Genomic DNA, 25,183 nt, shown 5'->3' with positions numbered 1-25,183 from the left:
CGTTCGGAACAATGGGTAGACACTATTCCGTTCGACCGCGAACTGCTTGGGGCCGCGTACGTAGACGGCGCTCCTAGTGTGGTAACTGGCCTAAGAAGTGCTTCGTCTTCCTCGTCAGTTCGCTTAGCCATCGAAGCTGGATCTCCGAACCGGTTCTCAGAAGCTGCAGCAACTCCGCCGGATGCTCGAGAAATCGATCTTGATTGCACCCCAGTCCGGCCGACGTCCGTCGGCGTCTGTGAATCGATACTCGCGGCCTAGCTCCCAGGAGCTCAAAAGCTGTCCAGATCGCTCTAATATCGCAGGATCTCCTGCGAACGCGGCAACGGCTCGTCCGACAAATAGTGGGGATTCTGATTCCATAAAGTTCTTGTCTTTCTTTGCGCCCTCACGCCACGTCTCCTCGGTAACGCCGAACCGCTCCAGCATCGTTTCGCAGAAAACCGGGCGTTATCGCAACGGCTGAAACACCGTACGGGCGTAATTCCGCCGCCATGTTCAGAGCTAATCCTTTGAGGGCGAGCTTTACCACCTGAGTTACAGGATTGCCTCCAGCGCTAAGAACGTTGTTCTCCGTGACCTCCACTATAAGCCCGCTGCGGTTGCGAATCATATAGGGAGCCGCATGCTTAGCTGTGATGATGTGGGAGACGAGTGACTGCCGGAGGGCCGTCTCAGCGTTCTTGAGATCGGTCTTCCAAAATGAGCACCACTGCGCCATCAGTGGGTCTGGCCTGCCCGATGTTTTGTACCAGTGAGGAGTTAGTGTAGCGCGTTTATTGAAGGGCCTAGTTTTCCTGTACCAAGAGCAGTGTTAGTCCCGGCCGGTTTAGGTTGCAGCCAGATCGCGGCTAGCCGCGATCTGGCTGGCGAACTCGCTTGGTGTCCTGTCATCGAGAGATGCGTGAGGACGGCTCTCATTATATTCCCGCCTCCAGGCTTCGATGAGCTTCCTTGCCTCTTTCAGATCCAGGAACCAGTGGGTGTCGAGGCACTCTGAGCGGAAGGTCCCATTGAAGCTCTCCACGAACGCGTTGTCAGTCGGTTTGCCCGGTCGGGAGAAGTCAATCTTCACACCATTCCGATAGGCCCATAGGTCCATCGCCTGGCTGGTGAACTCACTGCCGTTGTCACAGAACAGCACCTTTGGAACGGCGCGTTCGAGCTTCACTCGATTCAACACTCGTACCACATCGTCTCCTTTCAAGCTTTGTCCAGCTTCGATTGCCACCGCCTCTCTGGTATAGACATCGACGATGGTCAACGAGCGGAACTTTGTGCCATCCTGCAGCTGGTCGGCTACGAAGTCCATACTCCAGGCCTGATCCGGGCCGGTTGCCTTCAACCGTTCTTCGCGATGTCGCGCTGCTTTGCGCTTGCCGGCTGGCTTCATCCGCTTCAGAGTCAGGCCTTCTTCCACGTACAACCGATACACCACATACTTACCCACTTCCCAGCCTTCGCGGTTCAACAGTACGCGGATCTTACGGTATCCATAGCGCACTCTTGCCTGAGCGATCTCGCGGATACGCATCCGCAGCTCAGTTCGTGGATCGAGGCAGCTTCGATAGCGGTAGGTCGCTCTTGGAACCCACAGAACACGGCAGGCATGCCGCTCGCTCACCAGATAGCTTTCCACCAGACGCTCCACCATCGGTCCACGCCGCGAAGGCTTCACCATTTTTTTGAGAGAACATCCTGCAGCATCGTCTTATCCAGCGTCAGTTCCGCCACCAGCTGCTTCAGCCGCAGGTTCTCTTCCTGCAGCTGAGCCATTTGACGGACCTGGTCCACTTCCAGACCGGCATACTTCGCCTTCCAGCGGTAGAACGTCTGCTCGCTGATCCCTGCCTTCCGGATCACCTCCGCTACAGGCACTCCAACCTCCGCCTGCTTCAATACTCCGATCATCTGCTCCACACTGAATCGCTTCTTCCGCATCCAAATCCCTCCGCCTTCTCAGGCTAAATTTAGCGGAAACTAACATCTGCTTTGGCTCAGAATTACCGGGGCCCATCATTTATCTCTGAGTTCAGATAGCCGCCGTCCGGGGGTGTGGAGAAGTGGGAAGCGCGAAGCGGTTTCCACTTCTCCATGCCCCTTGCCTGTTGAGGTCATCCACGTCTCCGGAGCTGGTGGTTTATATCCCAGCGAGGAGTGCGGTCTGACGGTGTTGTAGTGAACGCGCCAGCGCTCAGCTAGCACACTCAGTTCTTTGATGGAGTAGAAGATCTCTCCGTTGAGGAACTCGTCTCTGAGTTTGGAGTTGAACGATTCGCAGTATCCGTTCTCCCATGGAGAGCCGGGTTCGATATACAACGTCCTCGCTCCTGAGCCCGCAAGCCAGTTGCGCAGATCCTTCGCGACGAACTCAGGACCATTGTCTGAACGTACATGTTCCGGAACTCCTTTCAAGACCATTACACTAGCCAGTGCTTCGATGACTTTGGCCGAACTCCAGCGTCGCTCCGCACGGATTAGCAGGCACTCCCGCGTGGATTCGTCGATCAGGTTCAGGATGCGCACGCTGCGGCCGTCGTGCGTTCGCGCACTCACGAAGTCATAACTCCACACATGGTTGGGGTGTGTCGGCCTGGCACGCGCCAAACGACGTCACGAATTGCGAACCCTTCTCAAGGATCGCCAGAAAGCTGTCGGCACCTTAATCAGTCTGAAGCGCGGTCGCACCCGGAGGAAGCCAATGCAAGCAGCCCCGCTTCAGAAAAGCTCTCAGCCTCAAAGATCAAACGCTACCGCAACGAGTAGTGATGAGAGCTTCGTTGAGACGCTGGAATACAAGCGGTTCGTCGAATTCTGCGACGCCTGCCGTCAGTACCGATACATTGGGCTTTGCTTTGGACCGCCGGGCGTGGGCAAGACGCTCTCTGCGATCCGGTACAGCCGGAATGAGATCATCGGCAAGGTCGATCCCTGGACCGCAGAATTATCCATCGAACCTCTACTCGACACCATTCTTTACACACCTTCAGTCATTAACTCTCCTTCCAGGATCGATCACGACATCCGACGGCAACGCGAGATGCTCGCCGGCTTTGCTAGACGTCCGCTCCGTCGAGAGTCGCAGGCCGCGCTTGTAGTTCTACGAGCACGGGACGAAGCGCACCGGAAAGCCAATCTCGACAAACCACTACAAAAGCGAACTGAAGTCTCTTCGCTGAAGCCGATGTATCTCGAAGCTTTTACCGGCTTCGCAGCGCGAGAGAAGGCAATGGCCGATCCGACCACGCTTGTGCTGATCGACGAGGCAGACCGGCTTAGGATGACCAGCTTAGAGCAGATTCGCGCCATCTTCGACGAGGGCGGTGCCGGCTTAGTCCTCATCGGCATGCCGGGAATCGAGAAGCGGATGGCACGCTTTCCTCAGTTCTACTCAAGGATCGGTTTCGTGCATGAGTTCCGACCGCTGAACACGCCGGAGATGCAGGTGTTACTTGAACGGCACTGGACACCGAGCGGAGTTCATCTCCCTCAAGACCCTTTGCTACCCGAGGTAACAGCCGCGATCATCCGGATGACGGCCAGAAATTTCCGCTTGTTAAATCGGTTGTTGGCGCAGATCGAGCGGGTTCTCGCCGTCAACGGTCTTCACCAGATCACCAGTGACGTCGTTCTCGCAGCGCGGGAGAGTCTCGTCATCGGTCAAGTCTGAGTTTACAAACCGATGTTGTCATTCACCGCTATTGCGATCTCCTGCTCCGAGCCGAGGTAACGTTCTGTCGTCTGGATCGAAGAATGGCCAAGCAAGGACTTAATCTGTTGCCGCCTGACTTGCGGCAGAGTTTCGCACAGGTGCGGCGAAGGTCGTGCGCGCCGAATCGTTCGATGCCGATTTGCTCCGCTGACTGTTGTACAACCGACCAGACCGCCCAATCACTCAGGCTACTGCGGGCGACTTTACCGCCCTACGTCACTGATCGGAAGAGTTTGCCTTCCAGCAGTTCAGCTGAGTCTAGCCAAGCACTGATCGCGTGCTTGACCCACAGCGGAACGGCAACGGTGCGGATCCGGTTGCCCTTGCAACAGAGATCCGCAATCACCTAGCGTCCCTCACGTTCCTGAAGGTCCGACATCTCGAGCGCTGCTAACTCACGCCGCCGAAGAGCACATCCAATCAGTAAGGCCAGGATTGCGTAGTCCCGCTTCCCTTTCAGCGTCGAACGATCCGGCACCTGCAGCAGTTCTTTCGCCTGCTCTCGGGTAAGCCAGTTTCCCAGTCGGTTGCCACGCTGCCGCACATTCGGAATGTCTGACAAGTTAGCGGCATCCTCTGCTGAGATCAAGCCGTTGCGCCGGGCCTCTCCGACAAGTCTCCGGACGGCTGAAAGCTTTACATTGATAGTCGAAGGTGCCAGCGCATCCATCGAGGCTTTCCACTCCTGCAGCAATGCACGGGTCAGTGGCCGACCAGCAGAGAAAGCAAACAGTTCATCCAGTGTCAGGCCATAGCTCCGTCGTGTATTCGGTGACGTGACGGAGTCGAGCACCATCTGCTTCAGCAGGACCTGGGCTTCCGTCAGTTCGCGACTCCCCGCGGCACTCTCGGCAGACTCAGGCGCGACTAGAAGGAGATCACTCATAGCACCTCACGCTAGATATACGACATTTAGCGTGAAAAGAATACGACGGAGATTGTGATAAGCAACAGCAATGTTGAACACGAATGATGACGTTCTAGCACCCCCAGGATCGTCGACCTTGTACACAGTTGCCGGAACGACCTGCAGACGCAAGTCGGGCTGACTGACCTGTGAAGTTCCGACGGCAACTACCGGGGCAAACACAACCAAAGGCAGCAGAACTCGATTCATGCGGCGCACTCCTGCGCAGAGCCAGAGGCCGGTCTGCCGTTGGCAACCCTGGCGAGGACAACCCCCAACAAAGGCGCACCAGCGAGACCTTTATCCATGAGCAATTTTATTGTGTGCGACTTTAGTCTAGTGTGCACGGTCTGAGCAGCACTCTTCAACCGCTGTCGGCTGTCGATGCGGCTCACCAGCATCCACCCTCTCTGATTCAATGACTTATGTCGACACCCCAGACAGAGGTGCCGGAAGACTGAGACGCTCACGCCACTCGCCGCAGGCCCTCTACCCGCCTCAGCCACCTCTCCAGCTGGTTCCAACTCGTGAAAATCCGGCTCCCCGACAACTCACATTCCCAAACGATGAGTGAACGCCATCCGAGCGTCTTCAGATCTATCCGAGCCTCTTCACCGGCACCTTCCGCAACCGCGCAACGGGCTCGTCCCTCTTCGCAGTAGATGTCGCAACGGTTAGGACTGCCGCCGCCTGACTGAAGCCACCCACTCCCGCACCTCAGCGTTGGCCTCATCCTCAGCGCGCCAAGCCCCCAACTCGACACCTTGTCCGTCTGCCCAGCCACAATTATAATGACCTACCTCATGACCGACACCCTTCTCGACCCTCTCGGCAAGGTCCTCCTCGCCCCCCTCCCTGACGGCCGTTTCCGCGTCACCCTCCAACCCCGCAACACCGCTACATTCGTTGAGCTCCGCACCTGCGAAACCGCCTTCCCCGTCGAAATCATCCAGTTTCTCCTTCAGAAAGGCATTTTTCCCTGGCTCTGCGACTGTCTTGCCCGCCATGAGGACCCCGCATACGTCATCGGCGCCATCGAGCGGCAAGTACTCGCCTACTTTCCGCGCGAGGCTTTCGTCGGCAAGCGCCTTCTCGATTTCGGCTGCGGCTCCGGCGCTTCCACCCTCGCTCTCGCGAAACTCTTCCCCGACTGCGAAATGGTGGGCGTCGAACTGAACGACACCGCACTCGACATCGCCCGTCGCATCCAAACCTTCCACCACGCCGCGAATGTCTCGTTCCTCCGCTCGCCTGATGGCGACAGCTTACCACCTGGCATCGGCTGGTTCGATTTCGTGATGCTCAGCGCGGTCTACGAGCACTTGCTCCCCTGCGAGAGGCGCACGGTCATGCCGCTGCTATGGTCGAGTGTGAATCCGGGCGGAGCCATCCTGATAAATCAGACGCCGCACCGTTATTTCCCAAAGGAAAGCCATTCCACGGGACTGTGGTTCCTAAATTACATGCCGGATTGGCTGGCTTGCTACATGGCGACCAACCACTCGCGCTACAACTTCGACGAGAATCGCAGGCGCGATTGGAAAGGGCACCTGCGAGGCGGTATTCGCGGAGGGACGGAACGGCGCATGCTCCGCGATTTGCTTGCCAACTCTGACGGCGACGCTCGCATTCTGCAACCCAATCAGGGTGGCCTTCGCGACCGAGCCGATTACTGGTTATCGGGAACTAGTTCGGCTCATCGCGGCGTCAAGCGCGCACTTACCTCACTGTTCCGTGTAACCGACCGCCTGCTGGCTACCATCCCTGCTAGCCATGTCGATGTGGTGATTCAGAGAGTCCGCTGATGAACAAGCGCCACCGCCCGGGCTGTTCGATTGGTATAGCTTTGAAGCCACTGTCCGTTAGCGGGGTCCTTCCATGTCCCACAGGCCAGCGAACGCCATCATCTTGCCGTTGACGAGGTCGAAGGCGAAGGGCTGCTTGTTCTTTGAGTCGATGCGTCGGTCGAGTAGGCAGTCGGCGTTGCCGCCGACCGCCCCTCTAAGAACCGTGGTGAGAGTTTCCAACTCACACGGCTCAAGCCTTCCTAATGTCTCGTCAGAGACACGGGGGCGATAGCGGCAGAGTTGGCTGTGCAGTTGGCGATGGCATTCGGCTCTGTTGCATTAACCGTTGCAGGCACAGCTTGCCCCTACCGTATGTTGCTTCCTGATCTGCAACATCGGTACGAGCGAGTTGCGTCTGCAACGGTTAATGCAACAGAGCCCGCCATGAACCCTATAAATGCCGGGAGATATCGCATCGATGCGATATCTCCCGGTCGCCTCCGACATCACCGTACGGGTCTCATTTGTATCCTGGTTAGTAGCCGTAACGGCAACCCCTTGGATCACCGCGCCCGTAGCGTCGCGCACGACGCCGGACAGAATGCCCTTACTGGTCTGTGCGGTCAGCATGGCAGCCGTGACCAGCATAGCAAACGCGGCTAGATATAAGCTCTTGAAGCCCATGAGATTACCTCCTGTCATTCCTTTGTCCCGGGGTCTCTCGGGCTACCGATATGGTCGACTCCCCGAACCTTCAACCATGTTTGAGTAAATTATGAAGATCGGCTTCATATCCGCGTGTTATTCCATAGATTTAGGGTGATCGGCGCCCGGAGATTGCGTTGTCCTTTAGACGAGAAATAGCCTACACCTAACGTCGATGCGAGCCTATAACCCGGATTTCCCGAATTGCTAGTGATCAGGACAGTGCTCCATTCGAATTGGTCTTGCTAAGTCGGGAAAATCCGCTCATTGAGGTACTGGTTGCGGACTAAACGACCACGGCACCCGGTTTAGTTGCTATCACAAGCTGTACCGCCAGGTATCTGCTCAGTCCTCTTTGCGATGACTGCGCTGGGAGGAAACCAAAACTCTACGCCTCCTCCGCGTTGGTCAAAAGCAGGAGCGACAACGCCCATATATGCCCGCACTCCGGGCCTTACTACTTCGGCGTAAGCGATGCATGCTGGCGAATCGGGCAATGCCAATTTCCTTTGAATGGCGTCTGCGTCGAGCAACCGCCCTCCTTCGCTGACAGTGTCCAGGGTAGTCCACCAACTACCATTGCGTGCCGAAATGGATTTTGTAGAGACGCGTACCAATCCAGTTGGGCCGATGAATGAACCGCCGAATTTATCGGTAGTTACGAACGTGACCACCTCAGTGCCAGGCACGAATGCGGGATATAGAAGGCCATCCATCTCCGCATTGACCCGGCGAGCGGACCTGAGTTCTATATTGATCTCGCCACTCGCCAGCAGCCGATCATAGAGAGGACAGATTGGTGAATTGTAATCAGTCGTTCCCTTCGTTTGGATCTCCGGATCTGCAAGGCATCCAGGAATTGCTGGCCATGTCCAGGTGTTCCGCGATGCTGAAGTCCGTGTCGGCGTTGTGTTTGTTTGAGCATAAACGAGTCCACCTGTCCAATTGATCCCGGATACAGGAATGCCAAAGAGTAATACAGACGCTATAACTCTAATGAATAGCATGTTGAGATAATGCGGAAAGCGTGCAGACGTGATAGACATAAAGCTCCTTAGACAACTCAGCGTTGGAAGCTTGGGCTAAACTGCGAGGACTGTTCGAGGCGATGCTAAAGGTGGAGTGTCAAGCGCGTCAATGGATTTTTGCGCGAAAGACGCTCAGAGCTTCGGGATACGTTTTGTGTCACCAGCGGCGACACTTTTGGCAGACTGAGCCCAGCGCGTTCGAACAGGGCCATCTTGAACTGGCGTTCTAGTTCCGCAGGCTCTCCAGCTCCGCTTGCATCTCCGATTCACTCATCGTTTCCCTCTCCGATTCCCTGCATAGAATTCATTTTCCAAGCTTTCCCGCTCGGCGCTTTTTTGACAGGAACATACCGATATAGCGTATCCCGGCTGATGCCGAACTCGCGAGCAAGCGCAGCCTTCGAGGCACCATCGGCAACTCGCCGTCGCAGTTCGACCGCCCGCGCGGGTGTCAGAGACGGCTTTCTGCCGCTGTACTTCCCTTCCCGCTTTGCGATCGCAATTCCCTCGCGCTGGCGCTCACGGATCAGTTCTCTCTCGAACTGAGCAAAGGCCCCCATGACACTCAGCAACAGATCCGACATGGGTGAATCTTCGCCGCTGAAGGTCAGGTTTTCCTTCACAAAGACAATATGGACGCCCCGCTCCGTCAGACCCAGCACGATTCTCCGCAAGTCATCGAGGTTGCGGGCCAATCGGCCCATCGAGTGACAAAACACTGTATCGCCTTCGCGGACGAAGCTCTGCATGGCCTCCAGTTGGGGCCGCTTTACATCCTTGCCGGAGGCTTTGTCGGTGAAGGTTTTGTCCAGGGCCAGCCCTTCGAGCTGGCGAACCTCGTTTTTGATCCAGGGAGCTGACGCGCAGGTAGCCTACCTGTTGGCCGTGGGACTGCTTGCGCGTTCGAGCGGGCCGAGGTGTCCGAATAGACCTTTTGACCTTCGTCACTACCTGTACGATAACGGCTCTGTTGCATTAACTTTGTTGGTCGCAGTTCGTCCGTTGCGCGGTTTACATCAGACAGCGATAACGAAGATGTCGAACAGCTTGTTTACGAAGCGCACCTCGTCTTTGACATGCGGCTTACACGTGAGGCAATGTCCTCGGCGGATCATCCGCATCACCTCGAACCCCTTCATCGTAGCGGCAGCCGTCTTCATTGTCTGAAAGCCTCGCGTGGGGCGAATGACTCGCTTCAGTGCGCCGTGGTCCGCTTCAATGATGTTGTTCAGATACTTGCACGTGCGATGCTTGGGATTGCTTGATAGCTTGCCTTCTCGTTGCAGCCGGCTAATGGCTTTTGGATAAGAGCCGAGTTGGTCCGTGGTGATGGAGGACGGCGGCCAGTGGCGCATTGTCGTCAACGCTTTTCGCAGGAAGCGATGGGCCGCACGGGTGTTTCGCCGATCCATCAACATGAAGTCGATCAACCGGCCATGCTTGTCGACGGCCCGGAACAGGTACTTCCAGTGGCCACCGACCTTCACATACGTCTCGTCCACTCGCCACGAGGAGGTCGCACCACGGTACCCCTGGTACCAGCGGACCCGCTCTCAAGCTCGGGCGCGTAGCGATGAACCCTGTGCATGATCGTGGTCGGATCCACGTCTACGCCGCGTTCCTGCATCATCTCCGCCTGATCCCGGTAGCTTATCCCATACTTGCAGTACCAGCGAACGCACACCAGGATGATATCCACAGGGAAACGACGACGCTTGAACATGAACAAGGCTCCTCGGCGAACCACTCCAGACTACGACACCCCCGTTAATGCAACAGTGCCGATTTTGCGTACCTTCTCAGCTAAAGCCTGGAGCGCAACTGTTCCCGCACCATCACAAGCCGGCGACCTGACGCTGAAGTAAATCAGGGAAACGACTCACTAGACACTCGACGTATGCACAGCTCCGCACGGAACACTCGTGTCGACCGAGAGGTTCGTCTTCCAATCGAGGACGCCACTCCCTTTAAAGAATAGATTGCTCGTCTTCGCCCCACTCACTCGATACGAACGAGCGGGTACCGGCAGGATCGCAAGACATTCGAGCCAGGAATCCCGAACATTATTCAGCCACAAATGCGTCGCATTCGTACCGAGTTCTTTCTCATAGCCGTGGAGCCGCAGGTTCACAACATCGTCGGCCACGATATCGGGACGATCTTCCTGGGCGGGCGCCTTGAGCTTCACGTCTGACAGAACCAGATTCGCAACGTGGCGCAGGAACAGGCCGAAGGCGGGGAGTGCGCCGAACATAACGGGTTGGGGATAGGCGGTCGGCTGCTCGGGCACCGCCTCCAAAGTCTTAGGGCCGGTGCCCGCGACAGCCATGGAAATTGAAACTCTGCTGATGTGAACGCCCGTGACGGGGGCATCCGGCAAGCCTGCGATGACGCTTGTAAACTTCGCGCCGGTTGCGATGATGTTCGAGATGCTAATAGAACCGAGAGGCCCCGGGCCTTTGCCGAGCGAACAGCGATCCCGGTTGCCGCGAATGATCGCCAGAGGAGTTCCGACGTCCCGCATGACGATGTTGGAAGCAACAACACCATCGAGGTTTCCGCCATCTACTGTGTATAGTGCGATGCCTGGGTTGCCGTGTCGCATGCCCAAGCCGCCTTCAAAGACGCAGTTTGAGATGGTGATGTTCCGAAAGTCGCCGCAGCTTTCCGTCCCACATTTGAAGTGGATGCTTGCCGTCCGCAGTACGCAGTTGGTCACCGTCACGTACTCCGTTGCGCCACGTTCACCGAGCGAGCCGCTCGCCTTCAGACATAGGCTATCGTCCGCCGACTCAACGAAGCAGTTGGCGATGCGCACGTAGCGACAGCAGTCGGGATCAATCCCGTCGGAGTGGCCTCCCTGAATCGTGACGCCATCAATGTCGACAAACTGGCAGCCGAGCATGCTGATGTTGTAGTTCCGGGCGTTGCGGATGGTGATACCACGCAGGCTGACGCGCATGCAGCGCCTTAGCGCAACTGGCTTGGGGCCTCCGCCTTTCTGCTTACCTTGTTCGCACTCGATGACGCCTTCTCCGAATACCGCGATGCTCTCGACGGCATCACCCACGAGTAACGCAACGTGAAAGTCGGAGGTCGCCTGGTTCGCTCCGGTCTCGTAGGTCAGCTTCTCCGCGGGAAGAAACTCAGCAACATCCGGACTCATGGCGAGGATCGAACCGTTGTCGAGCCACAATGAGACATTGGACCGCAGCAGCAAAGAGCCGGAGACATAGCGGCCCGCAGCAAGATGCACCGTTCCACCACCGCGCTCATGTACCTGATCGATTGCACGTTGCAACCGCTTCGTGTCGCTCGTCTCGGTTGCGGCACGTGGACCAGGTGTAAGCAGCGCGGATCCCTCTATTCTCTGCGGCTCCTGGGCATCGGCTATCCCACCGAAGTACGTTGCAGGACTAACTGCTGCGAGACCGAGGCTGCCGAACTTCAGGATCTGTCTACGATTGGTGCTCATCAAACTCCCGTTTCCGCTGTAAGTAAAAGATTCGAACCCCGGCCCTGTCTTCGCTACAGGGCCGGGCTTCAGGTTGTTTCGTGAGTCAGGCTGACCGGATCTAGAAACGGATGTGTGCGGAGACCTGCAGCGTTCTCGATTCGTTAGCCTGTCCGGTGATTGTGCCGAAGGCCACACTCGTGGGCGTCAGGTTAGGGTTACTGAAGGTAACGTGGTTGAGAAAATTGAATGCTTCGACCCGTAGCTCTCCGGTGATGCGGTCGCGATAGCTGACCTGCTTAGCCAGAGACACATCGATATTGTTCGTGATATCTCCACGCCAACGTGAATCGGTAGTGTGAAACGTACGGATGTTGTAGGTGGGTTGATGGCTCGGGTCCATGTCAAACCGGCTGGTATCGAACGCCGCACCGACAGTTTTCTTCGGATTGAGATGGAGTTCACCACCTAGATAGACAACATTTCCCCAGGAAAGCGGGGCACCCGATTGCAGAAGATAGGTACCGCTAGCCGCCCAGCCGCCCAACAGTGCATGTTGAAGATGCCCCACGATTCCATCTCCGCCAAGCACCGGGTAAGGCAGTTTGTAGGTGGACGAGATCACAAGGTGTTGCGGATAGTCGAAGCTGGAGATGCGCTTCTCGTACTTGGCATCCGCCTCGTTCAGCAGCGAATCCTGCTCAATATTGCGCGACCAGGTATAGTTCGCCAGCAGGGAGAGACCGTGCGTCAACCGACGCTGAATACGCGCATTGAAGCTGTTGAACCTCACCGAACCGTTGCTGACGTTCTGCTCGATAACCTGATCGACGGGGTACTGTGGATAGGGCAGTAGCAACTGCGCCCGGGCTATCATAGAACCATTCAGCGTTGTGCCCGGCAGCAAACCACTGAACGGATTTGGAACGTTTGAGCTCAATGAATTGACGAGAGTCGTATCGCGGATCGGGCTCGTGCTAAGGTACTGGCGCGGAATAAAGTTGAGCGACCGCTGAACCGGCAACTTGACATAATGAGCGCCGAGATATGCGATTTGCATATAAGTATTTGCGTCGAGTTGTTGCTGTACAGAGAACGCATACCGCTCCGAGTATGCGTTGTGGAAGTCTGGATTGAACCAGTAGATCAATTGTCCCTGGGATGTCGAAGCGCCTAACGACGATCCCGTCGGCTGTAGATAGCCTGCAGGAAACGGATCGCTCAGACTGTGAGCCGCTGTCGCGTAGTTGTCGTTTGTCGCAACGTAGGGCGTGGTCGAACTGAAGCCCGTGCTGTTCACAGTACCTACATCGAGCAGCGGGAAGACAAAGATGGAAAATCCGCCTGTCAGCACGGTCTTGCCATTGAGGTAGTCAGGACTCCACGCAAAGCCTACGCGTGGGCTGAAGGTCTTGGACGGAGTGTCGTATAACTGTGGCTTGGCATCGCTGGCATAAGTGAGGCCTCCGGGAACATTGAACTGCCCAATAGGAATCTCAGGAATAGGCTTAGCATTGTAAGCGGCCATGGCATGCGCGCTGAGTGGCGTCGTGATTGTGGGATCGAATCCATTGATGGCACGGTTATGGCGCTCGTACAGCGGGAAATCGTGATCGAAACGCAGACCGAGGTTTAGCGTCAGGGTCTTAGACACCCGCCAGTCATCCTGCACATAAATTCCAAGATAGTTGCTATGCGTCGAGAGAAAGACGTTATGGTCGTATTCGCCTGCGGTTGGCAGCCCGAGAAGCAGTGCGGCAAGATCCTGCCCGAGCGGAGCAGGCGCCGAACCACTGGACGCCTGGGTGAATGTATTCCCGAACGTGAACTGTCCCGCCGAGTAGTTATAAGCAATATTGGCAACCCGGTACTGGCGTGCATCCACACCGATCTTCAATACATGCTCGTGGATCACCTTGGTGAGGCTGTTCAATAGGTGATAACTTTCAGTGTAGGTTGATGCTGCAAGATTATTCGGCGTGAATAGACATGCGTATGTAGTTGTTTTGCAAGTGCTGATTTGAATGGATGGATACTCCAGCAGGGTCGTGTTTGCGGTCAAATAGCCCGGGTACCCAAGCGGAGTTGGGTCCAGTCCCTGGCTTCCGGCGATCGCGTAGTTAACGTAGCGGTTCCAGTTGACGCGCGTATTGATCAGGGTTGTCGGATTGACCGTGTAAACATTGTCGACACCTGAACCCCAGTTGACGCGATCCAACGGATCGCCGGTCGCAATGTTGTGAAAGTAGTTGTTCGTGGTCTGTGTACGTTGGCTATGCCGCACATCCAAGAACAGCTTGTCCCTGGTGCCTAGATTGAAGTCAAGACGTCCAAATTGATTGTCGTATAGGTCAACGCTTGGAAAACTCGTGAAGTAGTTGTTCGTTCCGTCGAAAGACGTATTAACAGTGTTGGGAGCTGGATAGAACTTCATCAATTGCAGTGCGATTGGATTCAAGCGACTCTGTGGAATGATGTTGTTCTTGAACGGCTGTCGTGTGACGTTACCTTTGCTATCGACTGTGGCAGTCGCCGGATCATAGATCTGATACTTCGTTCCACCTGCAAGCAATGCAGAAAAATCACCAGCTCGTTCTGCATCTGTAGGCACAGTCAGAAATCCACTCGCAGGCTGCGAATCTCGAATTCCCTCCCATGCAAACTCGAAGAAGACACGGTCGCGTCCATCGAACAGCTTCGGTATCCGAATCGGGCCACCGAGAGAAAGACCATACTGGTGATAGTGGGTATTCGGCTTGGGCTTATGCTGTTGATCAGCAAAGTAAGTATTGGCGTTCAGAGCTGCAAACTGGGCATACTCATATACCGATCCGTGATAGTTATTGGTGCCGCCCTTGGTCACCTGGTTGAGCACGCCGCCACCGGAGTGTCCATAGCCCGCGTCCACCTGGAACACGTTCACGTTCACCGACTGAACAATGTCCTGCGGAGGGCTGTATGCCAGCTTCAACAGGTTGTCCGTATCGGGCGAGCCATCTAACAGGATCTCGGTGCTCTCCGTAGGCGTACCCGCAATGGAGACTGACGCCGCACCCGCATTGTCGAACGGACGCGTCTGTCCTGGGTGATTCGTGCTCGCGACACCCAAGGCCAACTGCGCCAGCACCACCGGCGTACGGCCATTCTGCGGAAGGTCTTCCACTTCGCGGGTCGTAATAACCTGGCCAATCGCTGCATTGGACGCATCCACTATAGGAGCATCAGCGGTCACTTGGACCTCCTGGCTCACATTGCCGAGCAGCAGCATTACATCCACATGCAACTGCTCACTGGCCTGCAGCGTGATGCCGTTTTGCAGGAAGGCACGGAACGTGGGAGCCTCCACATGCACCTCATATGTGCCAGGCGTGAGGGATGGGGCTATGTAGTTGCCATGATCGTTCGTCTTTGTACTGAAAAGCGCGCCTGTGTCCGTGTTTCGAACCATGACAGCAGCACTCTTGACAGCGTTGCCCCCGGGATCAGTGACGACGCCAGCAATGGAGCTACGGAACTCCTGCGCCGGAAGGGAAAGAAAACAACTAACAATAAAAGGCATCAAGAGAAGGGCATGAATAAAGCGGTGACGGATTCTATTCGAACAGGGCGTTCGGCTGGTCTTCTGAGTCTGCATAGATCTTCCTTTCGGAAAGAGGTTTGACTCCGTGGAATCACATGGAGCGGTGACTTCATGCGTTGCGGTTAAAGGCATTTTTGCAAAGCCTCGGCAGATCTCGTCCTCAGAAGCGAGGTCCGTCGCTCTATTCGGTTGTCGAGGATCTTTGCGAGTGATCGAAATCAATGCGCTACTTATTTGTGAACGATTGAGGAATACAGTTCTTCCCCGTTAAGACCGATAAATCGCAACTTGATCTGATCCCTGTCTGCATCGAGGACAGTAAACCCATACTGTTCCTGCTTGAAGATGGAGTGCGAATAGTTGGGCTGCCGGAACGGATATACACCTGCGCCGCCGCCCCCGCTTACAAAGAAGTGCACACCATCTTCGGGCTTCAACTCCTGCAGGTTATGATCGTGCCCACATAGATAGACATCGACGCGATTACGCAGAATCGGCAGTAGTCTTTTGATCAGATTCTGTTCATCGCCGCGCGTTGCTGAGTAGATCTGGTAGTGACCGTAGACGATCTTCCATCGCGCCTTACTCTTTGCGATCTCTGCGTCGAGCCATGCCATCTCTTTATTGGGCAATGCGGAGTCCGACAACTCGATTGTGTCGATTGCGAAGAATTGAACCGGTCCGGCCGTGTAGGTGTAGTAAGTCGCCGGCATCTTCCAGGAGGGGCTTTTCTGCGTGTAAAGAATCTCCGCCGCAGGTCCGTCCGCACGAATATAATCGTGGTTTCCAAGTGTGGCGTAGAACGAGAGTCCGAGCGGACCGTACATGTCCTCCCACTTCGCCTTCCACTGTGGATCGTCGGGGCTGGATACGCCGTTTGGGTAAAAGTTATCGCCCAAAGTAATTCCAAAGTCGAATGGGTTCTTCTTCTGATACTCCTTCATCGTTGCTGCCAATTGAACCTGCTGCGGCGAACTTGTGCCGAAGTCGCCAAAAGCAAGCACACGAATCGGCTTCTCTTCGGAAGAGACCTGAAACAGAGGTGGCGGTGTTCGCATAAAGTTCGGAAGATTCATCTGTCCATCCCACTCCGCCCATTTGTCCCCTTCATCCAGCAGTTTCATCGCACCGGCCACATCGCCTTCCGAGCGAGCCCGGTTTGCGCGGGCCACAATGAACTGAGAAGAGTGGCCCCACTCCAGCCGGCGAAGAGCCTGAATCGCGACCAGCGATACTCCCGCATCCTTATCCTGCAACGCAAGACGCGTCAGTGTCTCGCGGACCTTGTCGCGTTGCTCTCCTTCATGGGCATAACGTACATAGGGTTGAATTCCGTACTTGAGAATGAGGCTACGACGCTCGGCGGAGCTCTCCTGTACCAACTGCTGGGTCATGAAATCGAAGCCCTCGGGATTGATCGACATTCCCTTCAGCGCGAGCGCCAGCGGAGCATCCGGGTACATTGCGGTTTGCTTCAGGATTTTTTCCTGATCCTGTGCGGTCGCCGTCAGATGAAGCTTAACAACCTCTTCTCGATATCCTGAAGGAATCTTCTGAAGAAGATCGTCTGAGATCGCAATCTTCGGTGACGGCAGTTCGTCCATCGTTTGTGCTTCGAGCAATCCTGAGAAAAAGAGAACGCCGAGAAGAAGCCCTTTGTAGGTCGTACCGCGGTGCATTATTGTTTCTCCGTCTTTCGGTGATATCGATCTGTCGCTGAGTGAATGTTGAAAAGCGCCTGGAGGCCCGCATCCATATGCATCTGGTTGTGGCAATGGAACAAAGCACGACCTGTCTGCCTGGGAATCATGAGCATCTCCACTTCGTTATATGGAGGAACGACAACGGTATCCTTCATCAACCCTGCAGTCGTCCTCCCCCGAAAGCGGATCAACTCGAAGGAGTGGCGATGAAGGTGCATGGGATGCCATTCGTTGCTCTCGTTCCTGATGCGAAGACGGTAGGGGTTGTCCCGGTGCAGTACGGTCGGAAGCGGACTATTCTTCCCGTTCACCCGGCCCGTCATCTCCCATCTCTCAGTCCCCTCTTCCGTCAAAGGCAGACGGCGCAGCGCGATGGAGACCTCTTCCGCGATGCGGTCCATTCCCTGGCTGGCAAAGAGTGTGTAATCCCAGTCCGGGGCCATCACATCGGTCCATACAGGATCGCCCCGCCTCCCGGCGTACTCGATCACTACGCCGAGACCCATATTGCGAGTCTCCTCATCGGTTGAGCCAAGTACCCACACACCCGGGGCTTTCATCTCTACAATCGCGTCGATGCGCTCTCCCACGCCCAGGTCGAGTACGGCGACGGCGGCGGGATTGGGGACGCGATGCCCGTCCATGGACTGGACGAGGAACTCATGGCCAGGAAGTGCGATCTGTATATTCTCTGTAGCGCTGGCGTTAAGAAGATGCAGGAGAATCCGTTCCCCCTCCTTTACGCGAATCGGCTCTCCATGGCCCAACGCCTTTCCGTTAAGAGAGGCAAGCCGGTACCGGATATCCCACCCGCCTTCGCCGGGAGCTTCGCCCTCACCCTTCTCGGGGTCGATCCGGAGGTGGTGCATCTCCTCGATCGATCTTTCCTCCTGCGTCTCATTCACCATGTACGGTTCCCACTCATGGCTGCTCAGGAATATCTCCTGATCGTAGTCCCCGGCTTCCCGAGCCGGCTCGACGTAGACGAAGGCGAATTGACCGCCATACATTCCCGCACCCATATCATGGTGTGCCATCGCATGGGAGTGAACATAGTAGGAGCCTGCAGACTGTGCGGGAAGCATATAGCTCAGTCGGGACAAAGGACCGACTGAAAGGCTATTCTCCTCGGCCGTTCCGTCCAGTGCAGCATCCAGAGAAAAGCCATGCCAGTGCACATACTCTTCGGTCGAGGATTCATTGCGGATCTCGACCTGAACGGACCTGCCCTCAGGGATGCGAAGAAGAGGGCCGGGAGCGCTGCCGTTATAGGCCGTCGTATGGATAATGTGCCCTGGGGCTACCTCGATCTGGCAGGGAGTGATCTGAAGGATGATCTCCGGCCTCACTTCCGCAAAGGCAAAGCCTCCGAATTGCAGCAGGCTGCCGGCAGTCAACGCACCGCCGAAGGAAAGGAAGCGACGGCGAGAGAATCCCCCGTCGAAGCCTCCGTGCGGCGTGCCCCCCGCTATGCGCGTACTACCCAAATCGTTCTCCAATACTGTGTGCCGTCAAGGTCCTTGATCGATGTGTCTTCGTAGTCGCAGAGGACTCCGCAAGCCGTTGCTTTTAGATCAACCGACTGATTTACAGAAACGTCAATTCATGTTGCTCGCGGGATGCCTGATTCCGGAGCGCGTCCTGCCAGATGGGTTCCGCGAAAGATCCCACGGTAAGCCACGCGACTTGCGCTGAATTTCTCTTGATGTGCTGCGATAGACCAACTCTAGGAAAGGCATCGAAGCCGCACAAGGTTACAAACGGTAATACCTCGGTAGCTTCAGCGTGCGCTCGACTTCTACTCCCGAAGCTTTGCTGAGCATAACTGCCCGTAACGTCCCGTATTTTCCAGCCTCTGTAACACGATATTCATATTGACGCGTCACATTTCTGTAAAGTAATCGTGCTTTCATAGGAGCAGCGGCTTTGTGTCGATCCAACATCAGGCTTCAAGGTTGAAGTCCTCGAGCATCATTGGATAGTCCAGGAACACAAGCCGATCGATATTGCGTGTAAAAACCTTTTCAGGTGCTCGGCCCCAGATGTTTGACAGAAAACAAAACGGTCTAAGACAGAGAGATGGTGAAAATCTGTCTTCTACATATAGCGATGCGGAGGTTGAATCAGAATTAGAGCGAATTCTCGCAAGCGACTTCTTTAAGAGTAGTGCTCGCTGTCAGGACTTTCTCAAGCATGTGGTGTGGGTGGCCTGCTCGAAGTCTCAAGAATCTCTCAAAGAGCGCAATATCGGGATTGCGGTATTTGGTCGCGCTCCGGACTACGACACAGGCGCGGATGCCATAGTACGAGTCAAGGCCAGCGAGGTTCGGCGGCGTCTCGCTCAGTACAATCAGAGTGCAGATCCGCAGAGGTCGGTCGCAATCGAACTGAGCCCTGGTTCGTATGCACCGAAGATTACGCGGCGGCTGTTTCCGGGACCGCTGGTCGTGGACACAGCTCCAAAACGCGTGTCCGGAAGAATCATTCGCACAACGGCAATAACAGCTCTGCTCTTGATTCTCGCTGGAGTCATTTATACGGTATCTTCAGTCGCGTCTCCCTTGAAGAAGTTCTGGCGACCCTTTTTGGGGCACGACAAACCCATCATCTGTATATCCCATCCAGGCGCATACTATCTCTCTCTAGATCGGTTAGCCCGCAGAGGCGATGCCTCTGAGGGATTTCATCTCAGCGAAAAACTCCAGAACTTAGGACGCTCAAGCCGAATAGCAATAGCAAACGATGTCTCCGCCTCGGACCTGCAGGTGTCGCCCATCGTCCTGATCGGAGGGCCGAGATTCAACCGTTGGACCCTCGCGCTGACACAAAACCTCAGGTTTGCCTTTCAACTCATCGACAACAAACCGAGAATTGTCGATCGAGATAATCCGGCGCGCTTCTGGGAGATTGAAGAAACAAACGCGGTGAAAAGCTCGGAAGACTATGTCGTCATCACACGTCTTGTAGGTTCAAGCTCCCGAAAAGCAGTCATCTGCGTCGCTGGACTGAGGGCGTACGGTAGTCGAATCGGAACCGAATTGATTGTCAGTCCGGCCTTTCTGGAGAAGGTACTGAAATTCGCCCCTGAAAATTGGGATAAGAAAAATTTGCAGTTCGTGATTCGCATTGCCTCCGATAAAGGAATCGATGATCCTGAGCTAGTGGCCACTACTTACTGGTGAGAACGATAAGGTAAACATCGATAGCCTTGTCCACGAGCTCGACCCGGTCCAACTCGTGTCCTGAATGTTAGAAACGATGCCTTTTTCTATCGGCAGCCAGAGCCAGTTCAGACTGCGCCACCGGGTAGACGGTGCTGCCCAGGACAATGCCGCGCCGCGATGCGCCAGTACAAGGTGAAGATCTGCCGCTGCCTGCTGGGTCCTGCCCATCTCCATAGAGGCGAGTCCGAGCAGATATGGCGTCAGCGAGATCGCATCATACGGTTCAGTGGAGATCAGTTACTCAATGGCGTTGTCGCAAGTTCAGCAATCCTTACCTCGGCTATCGCGCTGCACTTAAATCCTGGATTTTCGTGACGTTAGAGTGCTTTAAATCTTGGACTCACGGGAGTCTGAATCGGTTCGCCAGCGCAGCTTGTCCCGCTCGTGGTGGGACCATGCATGTTTGAAGCGAGGACTCTGTTGCATTAACGGGCGTGTCGTAGTCTGGAGTCGTTCACCGAGGAGCCTTGTTCATGTTCAAGCGCCGTCGTTTTCCTGTGGATATCATCCTGGTGTGCGTTCGCTGGTACTGCAAGTATGGGATAGGCTACCGGGATCTGGCGGAGATGATGCAGGAACGCGGCGTAGACGTGGATCCACCCACGATCATGCGCTGGGTTCATCGCTACGCGCCTGAGCTTGAGAAGCGGGTCCGCTGGTACCAGGGGTACCGTGCGACCTCGTGGCGAGTGGACGAGACGTATGTGAAGGTCGGTGGCCACTGGAAGTACCTGTTCCGGGGCCGTCGACAAGCATGGCCGGTTGATCGATTTCATGTTGATGGATCGGCGAAATACCCGTGCGGCCCATCATTTCCTGGGAAAAGCGCTGACGACAATGCGCCACTGGTCGTCGTCCTCCATCACCACGGACCAACTCGGGTCGTATCCAAAAGCCATTAGCCGGCTGCAACGAGAAGGCAAGCTATCAAGCGATACCAAAGCATCGCACGTGCAAGTATCTGAACAACATCATTGAGGCAGATCACGGTGGTCTCAAGCGGGTGATCCGTCCCACCCGCGGTTTTCAGACGATGAGAACAGCGTCGGCCACCATCAAGGGATTTGAAGTCATGCGTATGATCCGCCGCCGTCATTGCCTCCTCTGCAAGCCCAAGGTCGCCGGCGAAATTAAATTCATCAACAAGCTGTTCGATGTTGCTGCCTGATCTGTAGCATCTGTAAGGGCGAGTCGCGTGTGCGCCCGTTAATGCAACAGAGCCGAAAATCTGCCGGTGGCGGTACCTGAGCGTGGGTAGGAGATCCCGGCTGCGCTCAGTCCGGCACGGCGGGTGCAGATGCCGCCGGGGATTAGGGCGCTTGCGCGTGCAGCGGGTGCGCTGCCGTGCAAAGCATCAGGATGAGCAGCGGAACAAAGCAGGATCGTTGGAGTGCGAGGCGGTCAATGAAGACTTGCATAGCGAAGAACTTTAGCAGACCGCACACACTGCCCGCGTGTCGAACGCCTGTTCGTGAGTTCAAGATCATTGATCGAACGGACGAAGTCCCTGCACGCGAGCGGATAAATTGGAAACTCATTCTCAGTTGATGCAAACAGAAGGCCAAAGCACGTCTCCAGCCCCCGGCCGCTGGAAACGCGCTTTGGCGATGATGCGCTCATAGAGAGGCTTTCACGGGTAATCTCCGAGTTGCCGAATGTATGGTCCGCCGTGTGAATGCAAGGGAAAAGTTTTTCGAATGAAGGAAAGTCTGCGTCAATGTATTCGGCCTTTTAGGTGGAGAGTTTTCTCCTGGCCTTGATGAGATACGCCGCGTACCTGTCCTTAGAAAATGCGCCGGCCTCGTATGGGCCATTTCGGCAAGCAGGTTTCAGGTGCGCCGTTTTGACTGTTCTTTCATCTTCACTTATCCGGTGCAGACCTCGGTGGAGAACTTGATGTTGCTGGTTTCTAAGCTTGCTTATGCCGTCAGTGCCTCGGGTACTGCTCGATAGTCCTGGCCCGTTGAGAGCACTGCCCACGCCATCCGCGCCAGTTTGTGTGCTGTTGCCACGATCAATACGTTTCGTGGCGCGATTCGGTCCCGCTTGGATCGCAATACGACCGCGCGTGCTCCATGAATCAGGATCTTGCGAAGGTAAGAGTTGCCGCGCTTGCTGATTCCATACAGCCTCGCCTTGCCACCGGTCGAATGCTGCTTCGGCAGCAGCCCCATCCAGGCTGCGAACTCTCGTCCCTTGCGGAAGGCTGCGCCGTTACCGATGGAGGCCACGATCGCGGTTGCAACCAGCGGTCCGATACCAGGAATCTGCCGCAGTCTCCGACACGCTTCATCGCTCGAAGCGATCCGTTCCACTTCGTCGTTCATCTGCACGATCTGAAGCTCCAGGTCCTTCCACTCGCTCCACAGCATGGCAACCAGGTTCCGCATCCTCGGGGTGAGGTTCTCGTTGACGTTCTCAAGCACCTCAGGCAGAGCTTCCCTCAGCCGAATCGGGCTCTTGGCGAACACTGTGCCTCGCACCAGCAGAAACGCACGAATCTGGTTGATCAGAGCGGTTCTTCGCGCCATGAGCCGGTCACGCACGCGATGGAGAGCTTGCAGGTCGAGCTGATCATCTGTCTTGATCGGCACGAAGCGCATGTTCTCGCGATCCACGGCCTCAGCAATCGCTTCAGCGTCGATGAAATCGTTCTTGTTCGACTTCACAAACGGCTTCACGAACTGGGCTGGAATCAACTTCACATCATGACCTTGTTCCCGTAAAAGCACGGCCGAGGAAGTGCGACCCCGAACATGCTTCCATCCCGATCAAGCAGGTCTGCATGTTCGCGGTGAAGGCAATCAACTGCTTCTGGGTAAACTTCTTCTTCAGCAGCACCTTGCCGTTATCACCAAGTGCCACCAGGTGAAAGGTCGTCTTGCCAAGGTCAATACCAACCGATCGAATCTGCATGTCGATGATCCTCCTTGAATCTGCCTACAAGATCTTCCGGGGAAGATCAAGCGGCGGACCATCTTAGTAAACGCGGAGGTCAGCAACTCCATTCAATCTCTCGAAAGCTCGCAAATCCAGTTCACTTCCCAGGTCTTGCCCCCGTCGGGCGAGAACGACTGCTCCATCCGCGCCGATCGCGGTGAAATATTCAGCCAGACGTAGCGAACGAGAATCGCCCGTCCTTTATAGTCCTCCTGGTCAAAAAACTCTCCCCGATCCCCGGTGAACTGACCGACGACTGGCGGAAGGCTGAGCACACCTTTGTCGACGTCGAGCAAATAGATGCTCCACTGGTGCGATTCCGGCTTGTAGAGCCTTAGTGTCTGCGCCTTGATGTGAAAGTGCTTCACGGGGTTGTCAACTTCGAACTCCTCGAAGTTGGAATTGCTATCCAGAATTTTCTTGTGGTTCGATATGCCGTCGTACTCGACCCAGGCGTTCGAGCCGTTGAGTCGATCAGGGAGCCGCCGCACGTGCGCCTTCCAGTTTCCGATTAGGAAGTCGAAGTCATGCGCTCCATCGCGCTCCGCCTTCACCGGAGGCGGCACATTCGGGGACGCGGCTTGCTTTGGTTGCGCTCGAGCGAGACAAAACGAAAAAAGTCCGGCCGCCAGTACCGCGCTGCAAAGCTTAGTCATCTGCTTTAACGTCATGTCTTCCTCCTTAGAGCCCTTCGACGCTGAACAGCCAGAAAGCTAAACGCCCACAATCTCTCGCCAAGTGCGTCCACCTAGCTTACATGCTGGCCAATTCTGCGCCTGTGCGAGAGCCTATCCATCGCCGCAACGGTCCCAACCTAGCGTCACTTGTGGCTTCTCTCCCGAGTGGTGAGGACAAGCTCCAAATCACGGGACATCCGCAGTAATTCCCAATTGACGACTCCAGGGCTATGCGCTCATTGAAGCGATCGTTGGCGACCGCCTGGCCGACAAATAGGAACAGGTGACTCTACGCGACCGCGATTGTGACCTTGCCTCGCGCGTGGTAGGATTCCACATAACGGAGAGCCTCCGCGACACCGCTTAGCGGGTAACTCCGATCGAGCGCTGGTTCGATCTTTCCGAATTGCAAAAGGTCGCCGAGAACATTCAGGTCGGCCGCGTTGACTTTGGCGAACACTCCGGTATGTTTCTGGCTCGTAGATGGCGACGTCACGAGACGCCCCACCATCATGGACAGAAGCTGACTGGCCGGTTTGTCGGGTCCGCCTCCTCCGCATCCCACAAATGTTCCTTTCGAGCGCAGAACACGCCGTATTGCTTTCAGTGGATGGTTGCCAACGAGATCGAAGATCACGTCGTACTGGTCGTCGCTGCGCGTGAAATCCTGAAGGGTGTAATCGATGGCGCGATCCGCGCCGATGGACTGCACAAATGCCACGTTACGCGTGCTGCAGACGCCAGTGAGATGTGCGCCGAGCCATTTACCAATCTGCACGGCAAACGTGCCGACGCCACCCGCTGCCCCAATGATGAGCACGCGTTGTCCGGGCTGCACACGGCCACAGTCCCGAAGCCCTGCAGAGCCGTGATGCCCGCGATCGGAGCCGAAGCCGCTTGTTCAAAGCTCAGCCGCTCCGGCTTGGGAACCAACTCGGTTTCCTTGCCGCAAGCGAACTCAGCAAATGCTCCCTTGCAAACGCCGAACACCGCATCGCCAGGCTTCAAACGCGTGACTCCTGGGCCAACTGCTACGGTCACAGCCGCCACATCCGCTCCTAGGTACGGCGATTTTGGACGTCGCAGTCCGGTAAACAGACGGATGAAAGACGGCGTCCCGCGCAGAAAATGCCAGTCGTATGGGTTGACCGACGCGGCGGGAACCTGAATCAGGACCTCTCCTGGGGCAGGAATAGGTCAGTCTAATTCCTCGTATTCGAGAACATCGGGTGGACCGTAGCGGCGATAGATGATTGCCTGCATCGGCTACCTTTCGAGACACCAAGTATACGGAACCTAGCCGAATGCGAAAGATCAACTACCATTAGCGATCCAGTCTCGATGAGTGACTTGGCGATTTGCCGGAAATTGAGAGACGCTGCCCCCAACTTCTGATTTGCTGACATCCGTGTATGTCTCTGTCTGTCAGAGTACGGATTTGCCTGGGAATCACAGCCTGCTCGAGC

At 55.9% G+C, this 25,183-nt stretch carries 16 protein-coding genes and 5 pseudogenes; 4 read left to right on the top strand and 17 right to left on the bottom strand.

Annotation, left to right across the window (positions count from 1 at the left end; translation table 11 throughout):
* Window positions 1-388: 388 nt before the first annotated feature.
* The 3 genes and pseudogenes from BDD14_RS23395 to BDD14_RS23385 form a co-directional block, all read right to left on the bottom strand.
* Window positions 389-721 (bottom strand): SDR family oxidoreductase, encoded by a 333-nt coding sequence (locus BDD14_RS23395; protein WP_130421698.1) that lies wholly within the window; start codon window positions 719-721, stop codon window positions 389-391.
* Between the two features lie 108 nt (window positions 722-829).
* Window positions 830-1,941, bottom strand: a protein-coding gene (locus tag BDD14_RS23390; protein WP_423201764.1) for an IS3 family transposase whose coding sequence is annotated in 2 segments (ribosomal slippage) — window positions 830-1,680 and window positions 1,680-1,941 — 1,113 coding nt in all. Because the reading frame shifts where the segments join, the coding sequence is not laid out codon by codon here.
* Window positions 1,942-2,016: 75 nt separating this feature from the next.
* Window positions 2,017-2,601 (bottom strand): annotated as a pseudogene (locus BDD14_RS23385) (integrase core domain-containing protein); the annotation flags it as partial.
* A 100-nt stretch (window positions 2,602-2,701) separates the two neighbouring features.
* Here BDD14_RS23385 and BDD14_RS23380 point away from each other — a divergent pair.
* Complete coding sequence (locus BDD14_RS23380) at window positions 2,702-3,670, top strand: AAA family ATPase (RefSeq protein ID WP_130421694.1); 969 nt, start codon at window positions 2,702-2,704, stop codon at window positions 3,668-3,670.
* A 388-nt stretch (window positions 3,671-4,058) separates the two neighbouring features.
* Here the strand turns inward: BDD14_RS23380 and BDD14_RS33230 are convergent, their stop codons facing one another.
* Together BDD14_RS33230 and BDD14_RS23370 are read right to left on the bottom strand one after the other, a co-directional pair.
* The gene (locus tag BDD14_RS33230; protein WP_242618156.1) at window positions 4,059-4,598 is read right to left on the bottom strand and encodes a tyrosine-type recombinase/integrase; all 540 of its coding nucleotides are present in this window, start codon (window positions 4,596-4,598) and stop codon (window positions 4,059-4,061) included.
* A gap of 6 nt (window positions 4,599-4,604) precedes the next feature.
* On the bottom strand, window positions 4,605-4,829 hold the full coding sequence (locus BDD14_RS23370) for a hypothetical protein (protein WP_130421692.1): 225 nt from the start codon (window positions 4,827-4,829) through the stop codon (window positions 4,605-4,607).
* Between the two features lie 593 nt (window positions 4,830-5,422).
* On the opposite strand from BDD14_RS23370, the gene BDD14_RS23365 reads away from it, so the two are divergent.
* Window positions 5,423-6,424, top strand: coding sequence for a class I SAM-dependent methyltransferase (locus BDD14_RS23365; RefSeq protein WP_165420216.1), 1,002 nt, complete (start codon window positions 5,423-5,425; stop codon window positions 6,422-6,424).
* Between the two features lie 57 nt (window positions 6,425-6,481).
* Here the strand turns inward: BDD14_RS23365 and BDD14_RS32025 are convergent, their stop codons facing one another.
* The 8 genes and pseudogenes from BDD14_RS32025 to BDD14_RS23330 all read right to left on the bottom strand — a co-directional run bounded on the left by BDD14_RS32025 (window position 6,482) and on the right by BDD14_RS23330 (window position 18,363).
* Window positions 6,482-6,646, bottom strand: coding sequence for an SOS response-associated peptidase (locus BDD14_RS32025; RefSeq protein ID WP_165420215.1), 165 nt, complete (start codon window positions 6,644-6,646; stop codon window positions 6,482-6,484).
* Window positions 6,647-6,745: 99 nt separating this feature from the next.
* Window positions 6,746-7,090 carry a carboxypeptidase-like regulatory domain-containing protein gene (locus BDD14_RS23360; RefSeq protein ID WP_165420214.1) on the bottom strand — a complete coding sequence of 115 codons (345 nt, stop codon included), beginning with the start codon at window positions 7,088-7,090 and terminating at the stop codon, window positions 6,746-6,748.
* A 1,315-nt stretch (window positions 7,091-8,405) separates the two neighbouring features.
* On the bottom strand, window positions 8,406-8,951 hold the full coding sequence (locus BDD14_RS23355; RefSeq protein ID WP_479724023.1) for a recombinase family protein: 546 nt from the start codon (window positions 8,949-8,951) through the stop codon (window positions 8,406-8,408).
* Between the two features lie 204 nt (window positions 8,952-9,155).
* A pseudogene (locus BDD14_RS23350) lies at window positions 9,156-9,862 on the bottom strand (IS6 family transposase).
* A gap of 159 nt (window positions 9,863-10,021) precedes the next feature.
* Complete coding sequence (locus BDD14_RS23345; protein ID WP_130421687.1) at window positions 10,022-11,614, bottom strand: glycosyl hydrolase family 28 protein; 1,593 nt, start codon at window positions 11,612-11,614, stop codon at window positions 10,022-10,024.
* Window positions 11,615-11,714: 100 nt separating this feature from the next.
* Window positions 11,715-15,152: a TonB-dependent receptor gene (locus BDD14_RS23340; protein WP_278045531.1), complete on the bottom strand. Its 3,438-nt coding sequence runs from the start codon at window positions 15,150-15,152 to the stop codon at window positions 11,715-11,717.
* 251 nt (window positions 15,153-15,403) lie between these two features.
* Window positions 15,404-16,852 carry a metallophosphoesterase gene (locus BDD14_RS23335; protein WP_130421683.1) on the bottom strand — a complete coding sequence of 483 codons (1,449 nt, stop codon included), beginning with the start codon at window positions 16,850-16,852 and terminating at the stop codon, window positions 15,404-15,406.
* Window positions 16,852-18,363, bottom strand: a complete 1,512-nt coding sequence (locus BDD14_RS23330) for a multicopper oxidase family protein (RefSeq protein ID WP_165420212.1) — start codon at window positions 18,361-18,363, stop codon at window positions 16,852-16,854. The genes BDD14_RS23335 and BDD14_RS23330 overlap by 1 nt, the downstream gene beginning before the upstream one ends.
* A 1,074-nt stretch (window positions 18,364-19,437) precedes the next feature.
* Between BDD14_RS23330 and BDD14_RS23325 the strand changes: the two genes are divergently transcribed.
* Together BDD14_RS23325 and BDD14_RS23320 are read left to right on the top strand one after the other, a co-directional pair.
* Window positions 19,438-20,058: a hypothetical protein gene (locus BDD14_RS23325; RefSeq protein WP_130421679.1), complete on the top strand. Its 621-nt coding sequence runs from the start codon at window positions 19,438-19,440 to the stop codon at window positions 20,056-20,058.
* A 515-nt stretch (window positions 20,059-20,573) separates the two neighbouring features.
* A pseudogene (locus BDD14_RS23320) lies at window positions 20,574-21,268 on the top strand (IS6 family transposase).
* A 751-nt stretch (window positions 21,269-22,019) separates the two neighbouring features.
* On the opposite strand, the pseudogene BDD14_RS23315 reads toward BDD14_RS23320, so the two are convergent.
* From BDD14_RS23315 to BDD14_RS34660, 4 genes and pseudogenes are all read right to left on the bottom strand, one after another.
* Window positions 22,020-23,016, bottom strand: a pseudogene (locus BDD14_RS23315) (IS110 family RNA-guided transposase).
* 92 nt (window positions 23,017-23,108) lie between these two features.
* A complete protein-coding gene (locus BDD14_RS23310) occupies window positions 23,109-23,711 on the bottom strand; it encodes a hypothetical protein (protein ID WP_130421677.1) in 603 nt (200 codons plus the stop codon).
* A gap of 295 nt (window positions 23,712-24,006) precedes the next feature.
* Complete coding sequence (locus BDD14_RS33225; protein ID WP_242618154.1) at window positions 24,007-24,537, bottom strand: NAD(P)-dependent alcohol dehydrogenase; 531 nt, start codon at window positions 24,535-24,537, stop codon at window positions 24,007-24,009.
* Window positions 24,538-24,692: 155 nt separating this feature from the next.
* Window positions 24,693-24,842 (bottom strand): annotated as a pseudogene (locus BDD14_RS34660) (NAD(P)-dependent alcohol dehydrogenase); the annotation flags it as partial.
* Window positions 24,843-25,183: the final 341 nt, after the last annotated feature.

Origin of the sequence: Edaphobacter modestus, assembly GCF_004217555.1 — a bacterium.
Lineage (GTDB): Bacteria > Acidobacteriota > Terriglobia > Terriglobales > Acidobacteriaceae > Edaphobacter > Edaphobacter modestus.
The sequence above is the reverse complement of the archived record's forward strand: the minus strand, read 5'-3'. Positions and strand labels throughout refer to the sequence as shown.

Coding starts and splice junctions, on each gene's coding strand:
- BDD14_RS23310 (WP_130421677.1), bottom strand. CDS start 23,711: ATGACGTTAAAGCAGATGACTAAGCTTTGCAGCGCGGTACTGGCGGCC.
- BDD14_RS23365 (WP_165420216.1), top strand. CDS start 5,423: ATGACCGACACCCTTCTCGACCCTCTCGGCAAGGTCCTCCTCGCCCCC.
- BDD14_RS23370 (WP_130421692.1), bottom strand. CDS start 4,829: ATGAATCGAGTTCTGCTGCCTTTGGTTGTGTTTGCCCCGGTAGTTGCC.
- BDD14_RS23345 (WP_130421687.1), bottom strand. CDS start 11,614: ATGAGCACCAATCGTAGACAGATCCTGAAGTTCGGCAGCCTCGGTCTC.
- BDD14_RS23380 (WP_130421694.1), top strand. CDS start 2,702: ATGCAAGCAGCCCCGCTTCAGAAAAGCTCTCAGCCTCAAAGATCAAAC.
- BDD14_RS23340 (WP_278045531.1), bottom strand. CDS start 15,152: ATGCCTTTTATTGTTAGTTGTTTTCTTTCCCTTCCGGCGCAGGAGTTC.
- BDD14_RS23360 (WP_165420214.1), bottom strand. CDS start 7,090: ATGGGCTTCAAGAGCTTATATCTAGCCGCGTTTGCTATGCTGGTCACG.
- BDD14_RS33230 (WP_242618156.1), bottom strand. CDS start 4,598: ATGAGTGATCTCCTTCTAGTCGCGCCTGAGTCTGCCGAGAGTGCCGCG.
- BDD14_RS23335 (WP_130421683.1), bottom strand. CDS start 16,852: ATGCACCGCGGTACGACCTACAAAGGGCTTCTTCTCGGCGTTCTCTTT.
- BDD14_RS23395 (WP_130421698.1), bottom strand. CDS start 721: ATGGCGCAGTGGTGCTCATTTTGGAAGACCGATCTCAAGAACGCTGAG.